A 17,122-nucleotide genomic window follows, 5' to 3' on the forward strand; every position below is an offset into this window, starting at 1 on the left:
TAAGAAAAGGCTATAGTAGCCGCTCTTACTAAGAGCACACATCAACATTAGCAGGATGATAAATATGGTCACTTTCCACACTAACCACGGCGACATCGTCATTAATACTTTCGCTGACAAAGCGCCAGCCACCGTTGAAAACTTCCTGAACTATTGCCGTAAAGGCTTCTACGACAACACTATTTTCCACCGTGTGATTAACGGTTTCATGATCCAGGGCGGCGGTTTTGAGCCAGGCATGAACCAGAAAAACACCGATGCGCCTATCAATAATGAAGCAGACAATGGTCTGAAAAATACCAAAGGCACGCTGGCAATGGCGCGTACCAACGATCCGCACTCCGCCACGGCCCAGTTCTTCATCAACGTCACTGACAACGATTTCCTGAACCACAGCGGCAAAAATGCGCAAGGTTGGGGTTACTGCGTATTCGCAGAAGTGGTCGAAGGCATGGATGTGGTTGACGCGATCAAAGCCGTCAAAACCGGCCGCAGCGGCATGCACCAGGACGTTCCAAAAGAAGATGTTGTGATCAAAAGCGTCACAGTCAGCGAATAATCAACGTCGGGATGACCACGTTTTTTATTGCAGATATCCATCTTTGCGCACAGGAACCGGCAATCACTGCCGGTTTTCTGCGTTTTCTGCGCGAAGATGCGCCGCAGGCTGATGCCCTGTACATTCTCGGTGACCTGTTTGAAGCCTGGATTGGCGACGATGATCCGCAGCCGCTTCATGCCGAGATCGCCGCAGCACTCAATCAGTTACACCAGCAAGGCGTACCCTGCTTTTTCATTCATGGTAACCGCGATTTTCTGCTCGGCAGACGCTTCGCACGCGACAGCCTGATGACATTGCTGCCGGAAAAAAAAGTGCTTGAGCTGTATGGCCGCCGCGTCCTGATCCTGCACGGTGATACCCTGTGTACCGATGATGTCGCGTATCAAAATTTCCGCAAAAAAGTCCACAACCCGCTGATCCAAAGACTTTTCCTGATGCTGCCGCTGAAATGGCGGCTGGCGATTGCCGCCAGAATGCGCGCCAACAGCAAAGCCTCAAATCAGGGTAAGTCACTGGATATTATGGATGTGAACCCGCAGGCAGTGATCAGCGAAATGCAGACGTCAGGCGTAGAATGGTTGATTCACGGCCATACCCATCGTCCGGCGATCCACGAGGTGGCGTTGCAGAATAAAACCGGCCACCGGGTGGTACTCGGTGCCTGGCACGAAGAAGGCTCGATGGTCAAGGTGACTGCCGACAACGTGGAACTGATCAGCTTCCCGTTTTGAGTCACCCTCCCATTACCCTGAATAATGTTGAGTTGCCGAAGGCAACAAGTTTGTGAATCCCCGGGAGCTTAGCTGGCTCAGTGACAAGGGCGAATGAACGCAGTCAACATATCAGCAGCCTGAAGTATGAAGGGTGACAGGTACGCCGCTGTGGAAGCGGAATTGCTCATCCGGCGTGAGGATCAGTTCCGCTTCAATTCTGCCAAACTCCTCTACCCGTTCACGGATATCCGTTCCGGCATACTGTTCTGCCAGCGCCAGGTAATCGGCAAAATGCCGTGATTCAGAACGCAGCAGTGAGGTATAAAAGCGCGATAAGGTTTCATCGAGATGTGGCGCAATTTTGGCAAAGCGCTCGCAGGAACGCGCTTCGATGTACGCTCCGATAATCAGCCGGTCAACCAGAATATTCAGATCATCATGATGACGGGTATGTTTGATCATCCCGCTGGCATAGCGCGACGGTGAAAGCTGGGTATAAGTAATATTGCGTTTTTGCATGATTTCCACCACCTGCTCAAAGTGGTGAAGCTCTTCCCGTGCCAGACGGGCCGCGCAAAACAGCAGTTCAGTGCGCTCAAGATATTTGGTCATCAGGCTCATCGCCGTTGCCGCCGCTTTCTTTTCACAGTTGGCGTGATCAATCAGCATCACCGTCTGATTTTCCAGTGCCACATCGACCCAGATAGCAGGGGTTTCACAGTGAAGAAAATCATAAATCGGTGCCAGTAAAGCCTGCGTCATAAATCAGTTTCCAGTCAGATTTGTCATTAACAGCGTGAGGGGGATTATACAAATCTGCCGCCAACTTCTCATCAAAAATGCGCGGTTTTCCGGCGACGCAACCGTTTTCCTCCCTCACGGAGCATGCTATCATTTGCGCCCTCGCAGTTTCTATTTCCGAATCACAGGAGCTTTACAGACATGTCATCCAACGTTACCCCGGCAAAAATCGCCATCGTTATGGGGTCAAAAAGTGACTGGGCGACCATGCAGTTCGCCGCCGACGTCCTCACAACGCTGAATATTCCTTTCCATGTCGATATCGTCTCCGCTCACCGTACGCCGGACAAGTTATTTACTTTCGCTGAGCAGGCTTCCGCTAACGGATTTGATGTGATCATCGCGGGTGCCGGTGGTGCAGCGCATTTACCGGGCATGCTGGCGGCGAAGACGCTGGTACCGGTGTTGGGTGTTCCGGTGCAAAGTGCGGCACTCAGTGGCATCGACAGCTTATATTCCATCGTGCAGATGCCGCGTGGCATTCCGGTCGGTACGCTGGCGATTGGTAAAGCGGGTGCGGCTAACGCGGCGCTACTGGCGGCACAGATTCTGGCATTGCATGATGCTGAAATTGCCAAAAATCTGGCGACATGGCGCACCACACAAACGGACGAAGTGCTGAATAATCCCGATCCGCGGGAGGAAGCATGAAACCGGTTTGCGTACTCGGAAACGGTCAGTTAGGCAGAATGCTGCGTCAGGCCGGTGAACCGCTGGGCATCGCCGTATATCCCGTCGGCCTGGATGCCGAGCCGGAAGCCGTACCGTATCAGCAAAGCGTCATCACTGCTGAAATCGAGCGCTGGCCGGAAACTGCCCTGACCCGTGAACTGGCGACGCATAATGCGTTCGTCAACCGCGATATTTTCCCGCGTCTGGCCGACCGCCTGACGCAAAAACAGTTACTGGATCAACTCGGCCTGGCAACCGCACCATGGCAGTTGCTGGCCGATGTTGCCCAATGGCCGCAGGTTTTCTCACAGCTGGGTGAACTGGCGATTGTGAAACGTCGTGTTGGCGGTTACGACGGCCGGGGTCAGTGGCGTCTGCGTTCAGGCGAAGAAAATACGCTGCCGCAGGATTGCTACGGCGAATGCATCGTTGAGCAGGGCATCAATTTCTCCGGTGAAGTCTCGCTGGTGGGTGCACGCGGACACGACGGCAAAACGGTCTTTTATCCGCTGACCCACAACCTGCATCAGGACGGTATTTTGCGCACCAGCGTTGCGCTGCCACAGCCGGATGCTAATCTGCAACGGCAGGCAGAAGGCATGCTGTCGGCCATCATGAACGAACTGAAATATGTCGGCGTGATGGCGATGGAATGTTTCGTGGTCAGCGAAGGGTTGCTGATCAACGAGCTGGCGCCGCGTGTACATAACAGCGGGCACTGGACGCAAAACGGCGCATCCTACAGTCAGTTTGAAATGCATCTGCGCGCCATTCTCGATCTGCCGCTGCCGAAACCGGTAGTGAGTTCGCCGTCGGTGATGGTGAATCTGATTGGCACCGATGTATCAGAAAAATGGCTGAGTCTGCCGCTGGTCAATCTACACTGGTATGAGAAAGACGTGCGTCCGGGTCGTAAAGTCGGACACCTGAATCTCAACGACGCCAGCGCCAGCCTGCTGAAAGACACTCTCAACGCACTGATCCCGATGCTGCCGCCAGAATACGCCAGCGGCATTGAATGGGCAGTTGATAAGCTTTGATTTGATCGACTCCCTCCCCTGCGAAGGTGGGGGAGAAAAGCGCGATCGGCTCCCCCCCCTGCGATGAACTGCCCCCCTAAACCTGGACACCAGATTATCGCAGGGGGGAGGCGTTTAGAAACTACGAGTCGTATTGCCTGAACAACGCCCGTCCCCGCAGCAATCTGACACCCAGCCAGCCACCGCAAACTGACAACAGCACCGCCCCGACGACCGGAACCGCAATCCACATCAGATAATTCGGCTCCCACGGGAAATCAAACACTTTGCGTTGCAGCAGCCATAACGCGGCTTCCGCACCGATTGCGGCGGCGATCCCGGCCACCAGCCCGAGCACGGCAAATTCACACCACAGTGTCCGGTGGAGCATTTTTTTGCTGGCACCCAGCGTACGGTAAACAATCAGTTCCTGACGGCGCTGATGCATGCCGACCTGAATCTGCGCCAGCAACAGCAATCCGCCACACAGCATCACCAGGATCACCATCACTTCCAGCGCCTTGCTGACCTGCTGTAATACCTGCCCGACCTGACGCAGAATCGCGCCGATATCCAGCAAACTCAGCGTCGGGAACTGGCGGTTAAGCTGCGTGATAGTGCTGATATCGCCATGATAGCGGAAGCTGGTCAGCCAGCTTTGCGGTTGTGCATCCAGCGCACCAGGCGGGAAGATAAAGTAGAAATTCGGCTTCAGGCTGTCCCAGTCTACTTTCCGCAGGCTGGTAATTCTGGCACTGAATTCCTGCGTATCGCCGCTGAACGTCACGGTATCACCGAGTTTAAGCCCCAGCCTTCCCGCCAGCCCTTCGTCAATTGACACTTCACCGGCTTTCGGCGGCCCGTTGCCTGCCACCAGCGGATTGTGATCCGGCAAGCCCTGCATCCAGGTCAGATTCAGTTCACGGTTCACCGCTTCCCCGCCCGCATCGTCCGGTCTGATGATATCCGTGGCCACTTTATCGTTAATCTTTGTCAGGCGAACCCGCACAATCGGATAGAAGGTTTCCGGCTCAGCGTTATGCTGATGCAGGAAATCCGTTACCTGTGGGATCTGCTCTTTGGTGATATTAAGCAGGAAGTAATTCGGACTGTCCGGCGGCAGTTGTTGTTCCCAGCGGTCCAGCAAATCACCACGCATCACCAGCAGTAACGCCAGCAACATAAACGACATTGAGAACGCCGCCAGCTGACTGAGTGTTACCCACGGCTGGCGCAGCAGGCGGTTAACCGCCAGACGCAGCGGTAACTGACGGAGCGTCAGCTTGCGTAACAGCATCAGTGCTCCCCAGCCAGTCACACCGAGCAGTAACGAAAGCACCAGCACGCCTGCCAGCAACGACCAGAGCAGTGAACTTCCGCCCATCAGTGCCGCCAGCAGACCGATCACCACCAATACCATTACCGGCAGGAAATAACGCAGCGGCCAGACATTCGCTACCACGTCATGGCGTAGCACACGCAGCGGCTGTGTCGCCAGCAATTGACGATAGGGACGGATGCCGATCAGCAGAGAAATCACCACCATCGCACCCATCGACCACACCCACGGCCAGCCACCGGCAGGCGGCAAGGTGGCGGGCAGAACCGGTGCCAGTACCTTCATAAGCACGGCTTCAAACACCCGACCGATCACGCTACCGCACAACCCTGCCAGTACCAGTACTGCCAGCCACTGACCAATAATCAGTTTGCGCAGCGCTTTTTTCCCGGCACCCAGTGTTTTCAGCACCGCAACCAGATCGTAACGGCTGCGGCAATAATGCCCCATTGAAACGGCAATGGCGGCAATCGACAGCATCAGCGTCAGCAACGCGGACAGCGTGAGGAATTGCTGTGAACGCTGTAAGGATTTGCCCAGCGCGCCATCGGAATCTTCCATGCCGCTCCAGCGCTGATCCGGCTTGAGCAGGCCTTTTATCGCCTCACCATAACTCTGAATGGCCTGCGGTGAACCGGCAAACATATAGCGATACGTCAGCCTGCTGCCCGGCTGAACAGCACCGGTTTTTTTCACGTCTTCCAGATTCATGATCACCCGGGGTGCAGTCTGGAAGGGGTTAAAGCCTGAATCCGGCTCCTGTAGGATCACACCGGCAATTTTCAGCGTGGTATCACCCACATCCAGATTGTCACCGATTTTCACGTTCAGCAGCGCCAGTAATCGCGGCGCAACCAGTACCGTTCCCGGCTCAGGTTTCAGCCCTGCCGGTTCGGTTTGTAACGCCCCATACAGCGGATACGCCAGATCAGTCGCTTTAACCGCTGCCAGTTGCGGCGTTTCACCGGCAAAAGTCATGGTCATGAAAGAGAGCTGACGGCTGACTTTTAATCCCTGCGCCTGGGCATCTTGCAGCCAGGCTTCGGTGATCGGACGGGCAGAACTCAGCACGCGATCCCCGGCAATAAACTCACGGCTCTGCTGACTCAGCCCTTTGTCCATGCGGTCGCTGATGCTGCCGAGGGCCAGCACACAGGCTACCGCCAGCGCCAGCGCCAGCCAGACAATCAGCAGTGAGGGCGAACGCCATTCCCGCCAGAACCAGCGCCAGATCATGCTTCCTCCCACAATTTCCCGTCACGCAGACGTAACCGGCGCTGACAACGCGCCGCCAGCTGTTCGTCGTGCGTGACCAGAATCAGCGTCGTCGCCGCATCACGGTTCAGTGAGAACAGCAGATCGACAATGCGTTCGCCGGTTACGCGATCCAGATTACCGGTCGGCTCATCGGCAAAGAGCAATTTCGGCTTGCCGATAAAGGCCCGCGCCAGCGCTACACGTTGCTGCTCACCGCCGGAAAGTTGTGCCGGAAGATGATGAAGACGTTCGCCCAGCCCCAGGCTTTCCAGTAACTGCATCGCCTGCTGACGGCTGCGGCTGTCGCTTTCGCCACGTAACAACGCAGGAAGTTGAACATTTTCCAGCGCGTTGAGTGTCGGCACCAGCATGAAGGACTGAAACACAAAACCAACATTTTTAGCCCGCAGTGCTGCGCGCCCTTCTTCGTTCAGTTCGCTAAGGGATTTACCCAGCAATTTCACGTCACCGCGGGTGCCATCATCCAGCCCGGCAAGAATGCCAAGCAAGGTGGATTTACCGGAGCCGGATTCGCCAATCAGGGCAATTGTCTGGGCAGGTTTGACAACCAGCTCCACACCGGACAGGATGGTGAGCTGACCTTCACCCTGACCGACGTGCTTACTTAGATGATGAACTTCAAGAACATTTTCCGCTGGCATCTCCCCTTCCTTATGTTGTTAGGATTATTGAGTTTTCGCGCCGTTGCTGCTGATAACTTGCTGATTATTGGCGACAGTCTGAGTGCTGTCTATCGCCTTCCGGTAGCCGAATCGTGGCCGACATTACTGAATAACAACTGGCAAAAAGAAGGCGGTAAACCCACCATTATCAATGCCAGTATCAGCGGCGATACCGCTGAACAAGGGCTGGCACGCCTGCCGTCCTTGCTGCAACAACATCATCCCCGCTGGGTGCTGATTGAACTGGGCGCCAACGACGGGTTACGGGGCTTCCCGCCACAGGCCATCTCCCGGACGCTGACCCAGGTGATTAAACAGGTTAAACAGGCCAATGCCCAACCGCTGCTGATGCAAATCCGCCTCCCGCCAAATTATGGCCGCCGCTACGGCGATGCGTTCTACGCCATTTATCCGGCACTGGCAAAGCAGGAGAACGTCCCGCTGGTGCCGTTCTTTATGGAACAGGTCGCCGTGAAACCTGAATGGATGCAGGACGACGGCTTACATCCGGCCCTGGCAGCACAGTCGTTTATTGCCGGATGGATGTCAGAAAAACTCACGCCGCTGCTGGTACATTAGGGTTAAAATACGACGAATAAAATAATACCGGGACGTGAGTAAAACCAAGACGTTACCTTTTTCACCCGACTCCCTAGTAAATCACAGCCATAAAAAATAGGGACACCTCACAGGTAAAGTTATGCAAAAAGCAGTATTAATCACCGGTTGTTCCAGCGGTATCGGACTGGTTGCCGCACAGGATTTGCGCGCACGCGGTTATCGGGTTCTGGCGGCATGTCGTAAAACACAGGATATTGACACACTGCAACAAATGGGTTTTGAAACCATTCAGTGTGATCTTGATGACAAACAGAGCGTCGAACTTGCGGCTGCCAGGGTCATAGCACTGACCGGCAACCGTCTGTACGGCCTGTTTAATAATGCAGGTTACGGTGTCTACGGCCCGCTCGGCAGCATCAGCCGTGAGCAGTTCGAACAACAATTTTCCACCAATTTGTTTGGTACACATCAGCTGACGCAGCTTTTGTTACCCGCCATGTTACCGCACGGCGAAGGCCGTATTATCCAGACCAGCTCGGTGATGGGGCTGATAACGACGCCACGACGTGGCGCTTATGCCGCCAGTAAATTTGCGCTGGAGGCCTGGTCCGATACGCTGCGTATGGAACTTCACGGTACGGGGATTCAGGTCAGCCTGATTGAACCCGGTCCGCTGAGCAGTAATTTCACCGCCAATGTGAATCAGTCACAGGCCGACCAGCCGGTAGAAAATCCAGGCATTGCACGACGTTTTACGCTCAGGCCTGAGGCAGTTTTACCCAAACTGCACCATGCTTTAGAAAACCCGCGCGCGCGTTTTCGTTATCCGGTCACGCTGGTCGCCCATGCGCTGACGGTACTTAAACGCCTGTTACCGGCACGCCTGCTGGACAAAATATTACGCGGAAACAGCTAAGTAAAAACGATAAGGGGTTGAAGCGGCACGAGTCGCCCCCATTTATTCTTAAATACTTTAATTTTCTATACCCTAAATAATTCGGGTTGCGGGAAGGCGGCAAGTTCACGAATCCCCGGGAGCTTAGATACCTAAGTGACCGGGGTCAGTGAGCGTAGCCAACGCATCAGCAGTTCGAAGTATGACAGGTAGCGGAGAGAACAAATTCATGCTTGCACAACCTACAGTAATCGATATCAACGAAACCAATCTGCACCAGACGCTGGAACAATCCATGTCGGTGCCGGTGATGTTCTATTTCTGGTCTGAACGCAGCCAGCATTGTCTGCAACTGGGGCCCGTTCTGGACAAACTGGCTGCGGAATACGCCGGTCAGCTGATCCTGGCAAAAGTGGACTGCGATGCCGAGCAGATGATCGCCCAGCAGTTTGGCCTGCGCTCAATTCCTGCCGTTTACCTGTTCAAGGACGGTCAGCCGGTCGATGGTTTCCAGGGGCCGCAGCCGGAAGAGGTGATCCGCGAACTGTTGCAGAAAGTGCTGCCGAAAGAAGAAGAGCTGAAACTGGCCGAGGCACAGGAGCTGCTGCAGGCGGGCAATACTCATGACGCCCTGCCGTTACTGAAAGAAGCGTGGCAACTGAGCAATCAGCGCAGTGATATTGGCCTGTTGCTGGCGGAAACCCAAATTCATCTGAACCGTACCGATGATGCAGAGACCGTGCTGGCGACCATCCCGCTGCAGGATAAAGATTCCCGTTATCAGGGGCTGGTTGCGCAAATTGAGTTACTGAAACAGGCCGCCGACACGCCGGAAATTCAGTTGTTACAACAGGAATTGCAGCAGGATCCTGAAAACGCCGAGTTAGTGGTAAAACTCAGCCTGCAACTGCATCAGGTCGGGCGTAACGAAGAAGCACTGGAACTGCTGATGGCGCCGCTGAAGAAAGATTTGGGCGCGGCGAACGGGGCAGCGCGTAAGACACTGATGGATATTATGGCGGCACTGGGCACCGGTGATGCGCTGGCAGCGAAGTATCGTCGTCAGTTATATTCCTTACTTTATTAATACGCTGGCTTCACCGTAAAACAGCAGACGCACGTCATTTAACCGGACGTGCGTTTTTTTTAAGCTTTCCTCCGCCTTTATCCGCAGAACCCTTCTTTTATTAATACGATGACTTAACGATTTGTGCGATAATTGTACATGCGCCTGACCCAGCGGTGAGAGCGCCAGGGACATGTTTTTATTCGATTATTCCCACAGGAATCATCAGAACGCAGTTTTACAGGAGTTTCATACTATGTTTGACCTCATTCCCATTCCTATCCTTATTCTGATCGTACTGGCCTTGCTGGTGGTCTACGCCGGCATCAAGATCGTGCCTCAGGGCTATCAGTGGACCGTCGAACGTTTTGGCCGTTATACCAAGACCCTGATGCCCGGACTGAATCTGGTCGTGCCGTTTGTTGACCGCATCGGCCGTAAAATTAATATGATGGAGCAGGTGCTGGATATTCCTTCACAGGAAGTCATTTCCCGCGATAACGCCAATGTGGCCATCGATGCTGTGTGTTTTATACAGGTTATTGATCCCGCACGCGCTGCCTATGAGGTCAGTAATCTGGAGCAGGCGATCGTCAATCTGACAATGACGAACTTCCGTACCGTTCTCGGTTCGATGGAACTCGACGAGATGCTGTCACAACGTGACAATATCAACGCACGTTTGCTGCATATCGTTGATGAAGCCACCAATCCATGGGGTGTAAAAATCACCCGTATCGAGATCCGTGACGTGCGCCCACCGGCTGAACTGATCTCCGCAATGAACGCGCAGATGAAAGCCGAACGTACAAAACGTGCCGATATTCTGGAAGCAGAAGGGGTACGCCAGTCCGCCATTTTGCGTGCTGAAGGTGAAAAGCAGTCACAAATTCTGAAAGCGGAAGGTGAACGTCAGTCGGCCTTCCTGCAGGCTGAGGCGCGTGAACGTGCGGCAGAGGCGGAAGCGCAGGCAACCAAAATGGTGTCCGAAGCGATTGCTGCCGGTGATGTGCAGGCGATTAACTACTTCGTGGCACAAAAATATACGGATGCCCTGACGAAAATTGGTTCTGCCAATAACAGCAAAATCATCATGATGCCGCTGGATGCTACCAGTCTGATGGGGTCAATCGGCGGTATTGCTGAGCTGCTAAAAGAAACCAAAGGCGGCAAATAATGCCACATGATTTCATGGCAAACCCGCACGTATTCTGGCTGTCTCTGGGCGGCCTGTTACTGGCGGCTGAGCTGGTGGGTGCGAGTGGTTACTTGCTATGGAGTGGCGTGGCGGCCGCCTTAGTGGGCGCTGTCACGTGGATCCTGCCGCTACCGTGGGAATGGCAGGGCACAGCGTTTGCACTGCTGACCATTCTGGCCGCGTGGCTGTGGTGGAAGTGGCTGAACCAGCGGGTGGATAAATCCGCCGGCAATTCAGCATTGAATCAGCGAGGCCAGCAGTTAGTCGGCACTTATGCCACGGTGCTGGAACCCGTCACTAATCAGTTCACGCGGGTACAAATCGGTGACAGCAGCTGGCGCGCTATCTGTACGTCGCCGCTGAACGTCGGTGACAAAGTGATTATCACAGGCGTGGAAGGCGCGACGCTGCGCGTGGAACCTGACACCCGTTAAATAAGATCTCAGTGTTTGTGGCAACACCCTGAGAGATTGTCGATGATCGGGCACTCGGCTCCGTCATCACCGGGACAGGCCTCTGCCAGCGTAAGTAAGCGCTCATGCATTGTTTTCAGTTCTTGAATGTGCCGCTCAATTTCAGCGGCCTTTTCCAGGGTACGCGCTTTGACATCCGCGCTGTGCCTGTCAGGATTGTGGAACAATGCCACCAGTTCCTGGCATTCTTCTAACGTAAATCCGACCTGCCGCGCCTGGCGCAACAATGTCAGTTCTTCGATATGTTTTTGCGCATAGCGGCGATAGCCGTTTTCACTGCGGGCCGGTGCGGTGACCAGCCCTTTCTCTTCATAAAAACGAATCGCTTTGCTGGTCAGCCCGGTTTTTTTCGCCACATCACTGATATTCATTTCGCCTCCACGACAACCTGATTTTTGCGCATGATAAAGACATCATACGCCATTACCGGCGATCAGCTGTAATGCACAGTCTGTTTTTTGGTACGCAGAAGCAGCCACATCGGCAACGGCAAAGTCACCATCAGCAGGATCCATAGCAGCGAGTACACCGAGGTCACCCCGTCGTTTTGCAGGTTGATAAACATTTTTACCGGAATGCCCTGCGGGAAATAACAGAATACCATCACAATACCAAACTCCCCGATGGCACGTACCCAGGCGATCGCCACACCGGCGGCAATCCCGCGTGAGGCCAGCGGTAATGTCAGCCGGATAAATACCTGAAACGGTGATGCACCGAGTGTTTTCCCTGCCTCTTCGACATCTTCCGGCACGGCCTCCAGCGCGCCTCTCGCGGATAAAATAAAATACGGTAACGCACCATAAATCTGCGCCAGCACGAACGCGGGCGCATTGTTATTAAGCGTCATGCCGATAGCGGAAAGGATTTCCCCGACCGAGCCATAAGGTCCGTAAACCGACACCAGTAAAATCCCCATCGCCAGCGGCGGTGTCAGCAAAGGGATCAGCACCAGTACTTCCACAATATTGCGCCAGCGCGATGACGTTTTCGCCAGCCAGAAGGCTACCGGCAAACCGAGAACCACAATCAGCCCTACCGACACCAGGCTGAGACCGAGCGAAACGACTACCGCATGGCTGTCACCGTAAGCCAGATGAAAATCTGACCACGGCGTCAGGAAAAGCAGGGTAACAAACGGCACCATCAGCAACGCCAGAGCGGGAACCGCCAGTCCTGACGCACGCAACTTAAAGGTTTCCGCCTTTCGGCTTATCATAGCCATTTTGTTCAAACAGCTTCTGCCCCCTGGCACTTTGCATGTAGCTGATGAACTGTTTGGCCAGCTGAGGATGCGGCGCGTTGTTCAGCACAACTGCGTAGAACACCAGCGGCTGAGTGCTCAGCGTTTTCTCTTTACCGGCCGCATCTTTCACATTAAAAGTCACTTTGCTGTACCAGTCATTGCTCATCTGCGGATTGCTCAGGTTAATCTCGTCCGGCAATTTAATGTACGGCAGATGGGCTGAACGGGTGGCACTCTCGTAACCTGATGCCGCATCTACCTGACCGGCTTCCAGACGCGTCAGCAATCCGCCTTCTCCGGAAATCTGTTGAGGATTTTGTACATCCCCCAGCACTGCTTTTTCCAGCCCCGGCTGTTTATAGTAATTCTCCGCCAGCATCATGGTGAAAATGATGTTCTGCCCCTGCGGATCACTGACCGGATCGGTACGACCAAATTGCAGCCCGGGGGTTTGCAGCACTTTCCACCACGGTTCTGCGCCCGCTTTCCCGCCTTTTATCGCGGCAAATTTTTCGGCATATTTTCCTTTCGGGTTATAAGCGATCACCATGCTGGTGCTGGCGACAGGGATCGCCTGCCCGGCCAGCCCGGCTTTTTGCAGGATCTTAACCGGCCCTGGCGTGATCGAAACGAATACATCCGCCACCACTTTTTTCGACGCCAGCAAATTTGCCATGCCGTAAGCGCCCTGCCCCTGTCCCTGATAATTCACTTTCTTTTCTTTCGCGAAATCCGGTCCGAGGTATTTGTCCATGACCACCCCCATCGAACCGGCGTAAGTCACACGAAAATCCTCCGCTGCCTGCGAAGCCTGTGCCGCTACCAGAAGTGCCGCAGTCAGCAACGCTTTTTGCATCATTGCCATCGTCTTTTTGTTTCCCATTGTGGTTTACCGTTATTGAACTTTTCGTTATATATCCCAGGGTATAACGATAAGGCAAAGTCAGCGCGCGTTTCTAAATAAATTGTAAATGGACGATAAATGAAAATAACCGATACCGTGGCTTGACCTTCACCTTGCGGGAAGGTTTATCCTTTGTCCTGAGTGAAGTTAACCTAAGGAAAATAATCATGACGACCACCGTATTATCTCTGCAAGGCCTGTCCTGCGGGCACTGCGTGGCTTCAACGCGTAAAGCGCTGGAAGCTGTGGAAGGCACGACCGCCGTTGAAGTTTCTCTGGATAAAGCCATTGTTGAAGGCAATGCAAGCAGCCAGAGCCTGATCGACGCAGTGGTCAGCGCCGGTTACGAAGCGCAGGTAGCAGGAGACGCATCCCCAAAATCTGAGCCGCTGACCGATAAGGCGAGTGTTTTGCCGGAACCCCTGTCAGCGGCTGTGTCACCCGTTCCGGCTGAGACTCACGCCCCGCAAGCCGCAGACGCCAGCGTACAGTTGTTGCTCAGCGGCATGAGCTGCGCCAGTTGCGTCAGTAAAGTGCAACGGGCGCTGGAAGGCGTGGGGGGTGTCGAACGGGCGCGGGTCAACCTGGCGGAACGCAGTGCGCTGGTCAGCGGCAATGCTGATCAAAACGCGCTGATTGCCGCTGTTGAACGGGCCGGCTACGGCGCTGAAATTATTATCGACGAAACCAAGCGCCGCGAGCGCCAGCAACAAACCTCACGCCAAAGCATGATCCGTTTCAGCTGGCAGGCGGCGGTCGGCTTAGCTGCCGGTATCCCTATGATGTTATGGGGATTGTTCGGCGGTGAAATGATGGTCACCCGCAGCAATCAGACCGGCTGGCTGATTGTCGGCCTGCTGACGTTACTGATCATGGTTGTCGCTGGCGGACATTTCTACCGCAGTGCCTGGAAAAACCTGATGCACGGCAGTGCCAATATGGACACGCTGGTGTCACTGGGTACCGGTGCGGCCTGGATATTCTCTTTTGCTGTCAGCCTGTGGCCGGAAGCGTTTCCAATGCAGGCGCGCCATCTCTACTATGAAGCCAGCGTGATGATTATCGGCCTGATTAATCTCGGTCATGCGCTGGAACAACGCGGACGTCAGCGTTCATCCAAGGCGCTCGAACGCTTACTGGATCTGACACCGCCAACCGCACGGGTCGTCACCGGAGAAGGCGAAAAAAACCTGCCGCTGGCTGAAGTACAGCAAGGCATGACGCTGCGTCTGACCACCGGTGACCGTGTGCCGGTTGACGGTGAGATTCAAAGCGGCGAAGCCTGGATGGATGAAGCCATGCTGACCGGCGAGCCAATTCCTCAGCAGAAATCGCAGGGTGAAAAAGTCCATGCGGGGACGCTGGTCAAAGACGGCAGCGTGCTGTTTCGTGCTGACGCCATCGGCAGCCAGACCACCCTGTCGCGGATCATCAAACTGGTGCGCGAAGCTCAGAGCAGCAAACCGGAAATCGGTAAGCTGGCAGATAAAATTTCTTCTGTCTTCGTGCCCGTGGTGGTGCTGATAGCCCTGTTAAGCGGCGCAATCTGGTACTTCTTCGGCCCGCAGCCACAACTGATGTACACACTGGTGATCGTCACTACCGTGCTGATTATTGCCTGCCCTTGTGCACTGGGATTAGCGACGCCGATGTCAGTTACGGCGGGTGTAGGCCGTGCAGCAGAATTCGGCGTACTGGTACGTGATGCCGATGCGCTGCAAAAAGCCAGTACCCTCACCACGCTGGTATTTGATAAAACCGGGACGCTGACAGAAGGCCAGCCCAAAGTGACCGATATCCATACCTTTGGCGGCACCCGTGAACAACAGGCGCTGCGCTATGCGGCCGCGCTGGAAAAAGGATCGCACCATCCGCTGGCACAAGCGATCGTTGACAAAGCGGAAGGGCTGGCCGTTCCTGATGTGTTGAATTTCCGTACACTGGGTGGTCTGGGCCTGCGCGGTGATGCTGAAGATTCGGCGTTGTTATTAGGTAACCAGGCGCTGATGCAGGAAAACGGCATCGACACTTCTGATGCCAATACGCTGCTGGAAAGCATGGCAGGTGAAGGCGCGACACCGGTATTGCTTGCCGTTGACGGAAAACTGGCAGCCCTGTTTGCGCTGCGCGATCCATTACGGGAAGACAGTGTCAGTGCCCTGCAACGTCTGCATCAGCTTGGGTATCAACTGGTGATGCTGACCGGCGATAACCCGCGTACCGCTCAGGCAATTGCCGCACAAGCGGGAATCGATAAAGTGATTGCCGGTGTGCGTCCGGAAGGTAAAGCGGATGCCATTAAAGCATTGCAGGCCGGAGGCCAGCAGGTCGCCATGATCGGTGACGGTATTAATGACGCACCGGCACTGGCACAGGCAGATGTCGGGATCGCGATGGGTGGCGGCAGCGATGTCGCGATCGAAACGGCGGCCATTACGCTGATGCGTCCGAGCCTGAACGGTGTCGCCGATGCACTGGCGATGTCACAGGCGACGCTGCGTAATATGAAGCAGAACCTGCTGGGCGCGTTTGTGTATAACGTGATTGGTATTCCGGTTGCAGCCGGTGTGCTTTATCCACTAACCGGCACCTTGCTCAGCCCGGTAGTCGCGGGCGCAGCAATGGCGCTGTCATCAATTACCGTCGTCGCTAATGCAAATCGTCTGTTGCACTTTAAGCCGAAAAAACAAGACGTTTCCCCTGTTCGCTAAAACGCTGACACGTTAGCATGGTCTCTCATTTTTTCGGGAGACCATGCACTATGGCGCAGTTTTTAAACCGGGTGATCCGCAGGCTTCGCAGGCTGTTTCCCGTCGAGTATTCTTATCCCGCCATTGATATTCAGCTTCCGGGCAACCGCGCACTGCATCTGGTTGGCAGCATTCATATGGGCACGCAAGATATGCAACCGCTGCCGGCGAAGTTGTTGCGTCGCCTGCAAAAAGCCGATGCGCTGATTGTGGAGGCCGATATCAGCACAACAGAATCCCCTTTCAGCATGACCGGTGAATTTCCGCCGCTGGCCGAACGCCTGCCTGAATCACAATATCTGCACGTCGAACGTTTATGCGAAGAACTGGGTGTCTCAATGTGGACGCTGAACCCGCTGCCGTCGTGGCAGATCGCCCTGATGTTGCAGGCTACGCAGGCGCAGCGCCTCGGGCTGCGCGGACATTACGGCATTGATTATCAGCTGTTGCAGACCGCTAAAAAGCAGGGAAAGAAAATCATTGAGCTGGAAGGTCCGCAGGAACAGTTTGAATTATTGCAGCACTTGCCGGACGACGGACTCGCATTGCTGGAAGATACTCTGACACACTGGCAAACCAATGCCCGTTTGCTGCAAACCATGATCAGCTGGTGGCTGGATACCAAACCAGGACTGGCTGCCGAGCCTTTGCCGAATACCTTCAGCAGCGATTTGTACGATATCCTGATGAATCAGCGTAATCTGCGCTGGAAACAACTGCTTCTGGATCTTCCGCCGGGGCATTATGTCGTCGCCGTCGGCGCACTGCATTTGTATGGCGAAGGGAACCTGCCGGAATTACTGAAAGATTAAAAAAATGGCCGGTTTTTAAGGCCGGCCAGTCAAAGAGGAATTTCATTTTATTAGTTATAGCTTCAGTGCCAGCCTTTACAGGCACAGCACCGGCGGCCACAGGGTATCAATCTGCGACGGGTCTTGGCAATAACCATTCCTTGCTCTACTATTTCTCTCTCGCTTAATAAT

At 54.6% G+C, this 17,122-nt stretch carries 17 protein-coding genes; 11 read left to right on the forward strand and 6 right to left on the reverse strand.

Annotation, left to right across the window (positions count from 1 at the left end; translation table 11 throughout):
• Window positions 1-64 precede the first annotated feature (64 nt).
• Entirely contained in the window at window positions 65-559 is a 495-nt protein-coding gene (ppiB, locus tag J1785_RS25175; RefSeq protein ID WP_129955607.1) for a peptidylprolyl isomerase B, read from the forward strand.
• A gap of 11 nt (window positions 560-570) precedes the next feature.
• Entirely contained in the window at window positions 571-1,293 is a 723-nt protein-coding gene (lpxH, locus tag J1785_RS25180) for a UDP-2,3-diacylglucosamine diphosphatase (protein ID WP_129955608.1), read from the forward strand.
• Window positions 1,294-1,404: 111 nt separating this feature from the next.
• Here lpxH and J1785_RS25185 read toward each other — a convergent pair whose 3' ends face one another.
• On the reverse strand, window positions 1,405-2,037 hold the full coding sequence (locus J1785_RS25185) for a MiaE family protein (RefSeq protein WP_129992288.1): 633 nt from the start codon (window positions 2,035-2,037) through the stop codon (window positions 1,405-1,407).
• Between the two features lie 180 nt (window positions 2,038-2,217).
• Between J1785_RS25185 and purE the strand changes: the two genes are divergently transcribed.
• Together purE and purK are read left to right on the forward strand one after the other, a co-directional pair.
• The gene (purE, locus tag J1785_RS25190) at window positions 2,218-2,727 is read left to right on the forward strand and encodes a 5-(carboxyamino)imidazole ribonucleotide mutase (RefSeq protein ID WP_129955610.1); all 510 of its coding nucleotides are present in this window, start codon (window positions 2,218-2,220) and stop codon (window positions 2,725-2,727) included.
• Entirely contained in the window at window positions 2,724-3,788 is a 1,065-nt protein-coding gene (purK, locus tag J1785_RS25195; RefSeq protein WP_217220979.1) for a 5-(carboxyamino)imidazole ribonucleotide synthase, read from the forward strand. The genes purE and purK overlap by 4 nt, the downstream gene beginning before the upstream one ends.
• Window positions 3,789-3,909: 121 nt before the next feature.
• Here the strand turns inward: purK and ybbP are convergent, their stop codons facing one another.
• Both ybbP and ybbA read right to left on the reverse strand, forming a co-directional pair.
• On the reverse strand, window positions 3,910-6,342 hold the full coding sequence (ybbP, locus tag J1785_RS25200) for a putative ABC transporter permease subunit YbbP (protein ID WP_217220980.1): 2,433 nt from the start codon (window positions 6,340-6,342) through the stop codon (window positions 3,910-3,912).
• Complete coding sequence (gene ybbA, locus J1785_RS25205) at window positions 6,339-7,025, reverse strand: putative ABC transporter ATP-binding protein YbbA (RefSeq protein ID WP_129955613.1); 687 nt, start codon at window positions 7,023-7,025, stop codon at window positions 6,339-6,341. Before ybbA ends, ybbP begins: the two co-directional genes overlap by 4 nt.
• Here ybbA and tesA point away from each other — a divergent pair.
• The 5 genes from tesA (at window position 6,996) to J1785_RS25230 (ending at window position 11,200) form a co-directional block, all read left to right on the forward strand.
• Entirely contained in the window at window positions 6,996-7,625 is a 630-nt protein-coding gene (tesA, locus tag J1785_RS25210; RefSeq protein ID WP_217158014.1) for a multifunctional acyl-CoA thioesterase I/protease I/lysophospholipase L1, read from the forward strand. The genes ybbA and tesA overlap by 30 nt on opposite strands.
• Window positions 7,626-7,746: 121 nt before the next feature.
• The gene (locus tag J1785_RS25215) at window positions 7,747-8,523 is read left to right on the forward strand and encodes an SDR family oxidoreductase (protein ID WP_129955614.1); all 777 of its coding nucleotides are present in this window, start codon (window positions 7,747-7,749) and stop codon (window positions 8,521-8,523) included.
• A 208-nt stretch (window positions 8,524-8,731) separates the two neighbouring features.
• The gene (locus J1785_RS25220; protein ID WP_217139358.1) at window positions 8,732-9,589 is read left to right on the forward strand and encodes a co-chaperone YbbN; all 858 of its coding nucleotides are present in this window, start codon (window positions 8,732-8,734) and stop codon (window positions 9,587-9,589) included.
• Window positions 9,590-9,824: 235 nt separating this feature from the next.
• The gene (locus tag J1785_RS25225; protein WP_129955616.1) at window positions 9,825-10,745 is read left to right on the forward strand and encodes an SPFH domain-containing protein; all 921 of its coding nucleotides are present in this window, start codon (window positions 9,825-9,827) and stop codon (window positions 10,743-10,745) included.
• A complete protein-coding gene (locus J1785_RS25230; protein WP_217220981.1) occupies window positions 10,745-11,200 on the forward strand; it encodes an NfeD family protein in 456 nt (151 codons plus the stop codon). Before J1785_RS25225 ends, J1785_RS25230 begins: the two co-directional genes overlap by 1 nt.
• A gap of 8 nt (window positions 11,201-11,208) precedes the next feature.
• On the opposite strand, the gene cueR is transcribed toward J1785_RS25230, so the two are convergent.
• The 3 genes from cueR to J1785_RS25245 form a co-directional block, all read right to left on the reverse strand.
• Complete coding sequence (gene cueR / locus J1785_RS25235) at window positions 11,209-11,610, reverse strand: Cu(I)-responsive transcriptional regulator (protein ID WP_129955618.1); 402 nt, start codon at window positions 11,608-11,610, stop codon at window positions 11,209-11,211.
• 62 nt (window positions 11,611-11,672) lie between these two features.
• On the reverse strand, window positions 11,673-12,458 hold the full coding sequence (locus J1785_RS25240) for a molybdate ABC transporter permease subunit (RefSeq protein ID WP_217139562.1): 786 nt from the start codon (window positions 12,456-12,458) through the stop codon (window positions 11,673-11,675).
• Window positions 12,430-13,368: an extracellular solute-binding protein gene (locus J1785_RS25245; RefSeq protein WP_238483375.1), complete on the reverse strand. Its 939-nt coding sequence runs from the start codon at window positions 13,366-13,368 to the stop codon at window positions 12,430-12,432. Before J1785_RS25245 ends, J1785_RS25240 begins: the two co-directional genes overlap by 29 nt.
• Window positions 13,369-13,556: 188 nt before the next feature.
• Between J1785_RS25245 and copA the strand changes: the two genes are divergently transcribed.
• On the forward strand, window positions 13,557-16,100 hold the full coding sequence (gene copA, locus J1785_RS25250; protein ID WP_129992292.1) for a copper-exporting P-type ATPase CopA: 2,544 nt from the start codon (window positions 13,557-13,559) through the stop codon (window positions 16,098-16,100).
• 50 nt (window positions 16,101-16,150) lie between these two features.
• Window positions 16,151-16,951 carry a TraB/GumN family protein gene (locus J1785_RS25255; protein WP_217220982.1) on the forward strand — a complete coding sequence of 267 codons (801 nt, stop codon included), beginning with the start codon at window positions 16,151-16,153 and terminating at the stop codon, window positions 16,949-16,951.
• Window positions 16,952-17,122 lie beyond the last annotated feature (171 nt).

The sequence above is a fragment of the Rahnella perminowiae genome (assembly GCF_019049755.1).
Taxonomy (GTDB): domain Bacteria; phylum Pseudomonadota; class Gammaproteobacteria; order Enterobacterales; family Enterobacteriaceae; genus Rahnella; species Rahnella perminowiae.

Bases quoted from the DNA above. Each gene is read 5' to 3' on its own strand.
- J1785_RS25215 (WP_129955614.1), top strand. From the start codon at position 7,747: ATGCAAAAAGCAGTATTAATCACCGGTTGTTCCAGCGGTATCGGACTG.
- J1785_RS25245 (WP_238483375.1), bottom strand. From the start codon at position 13,368: ATGGGAAACAAAAAGACGATGGCAATGATGCAAAAAGCGTTGCTGACT.
- J1785_RS25255 (WP_217220982.1), top strand. From the start codon at position 16,151: ATGGCGCAGTTTTTAAACCGGGTGATCCGCAGGCTTCGCAGGCTGTTT.
- ybbA (WP_129955613.1), bottom strand. From the start codon at position 7,025: ATGCCAGCGGAAAATGTTCTTGAAGTTCATCATCTAAGTAAGCACGTC.
- J1785_RS25225 (WP_129955616.1), top strand. From the start codon at position 9,825: ATGTTTGACCTCATTCCCATTCCTATCCTTATTCTGATCGTACTGGCC.
- J1785_RS25230 (WP_217220981.1), top strand. From the start codon at position 10,745: ATGCCACATGATTTCATGGCAAACCCGCACGTATTCTGGCTGTCTCTG.
- copA (WP_129992292.1), top strand. From the start codon at position 13,557: ATGACGACCACCGTATTATCTCTGCAAGGCCTGTCCTGCGGGCACTGC.
- ppiB (WP_129955607.1), top strand. From the start codon at position 65: ATGGTCACTTTCCACACTAACCACGGCGACATCGTCATTAATACTTTC.
- purK (WP_217220979.1), top strand. From the start codon at position 2,724: ATGAAACCGGTTTGCGTACTCGGAAACGGTCAGTTAGGCAGAATGCTG.
- J1785_RS25240 (WP_217139562.1), bottom strand. From the start codon at position 12,458: ATGATAAGCCGAAAGGCGGAAACCTTTAAGTTGCGTGCGTCAGGACTG.
- J1785_RS25185 (WP_129992288.1), bottom strand. From the start codon at position 2,037: ATGACGCAGGCTTTACTGGCACCGATTTATGATTTTCTTCACTGTGAA.
- J1785_RS25220 (WP_217139358.1), top strand. From the start codon at position 8,732: ATGCTTGCACAACCTACAGTAATCGATATCAACGAAACCAATCTGCAC.
- lpxH (WP_129955608.1), top strand. From the start codon at position 571: ATGACCACGTTTTTTATTGCAGATATCCATCTTTGCGCACAGGAACCG.
- cueR (WP_129955618.1), bottom strand. From the start codon at position 11,610: ATGAATATCAGTGATGTGGCGAAAAAAACCGGGCTGACCAGCAAAGCG.
- tesA (WP_217158014.1), top strand. From the start codon at position 6,996: ATGAACTTCAAGAACATTTTCCGCTGGCATCTCCCCTTCCTTATGTTG.
- ybbP (WP_217220980.1), bottom strand. From the start codon at position 6,342: ATGATCTGGCGCTGGTTCTGGCGGGAATGGCGTTCGCCCTCACTGCTG.
- purE (WP_129955610.1), top strand. From the start codon at position 2,218: ATGTCATCCAACGTTACCCCGGCAAAAATCGCCATCGTTATGGGGTCA.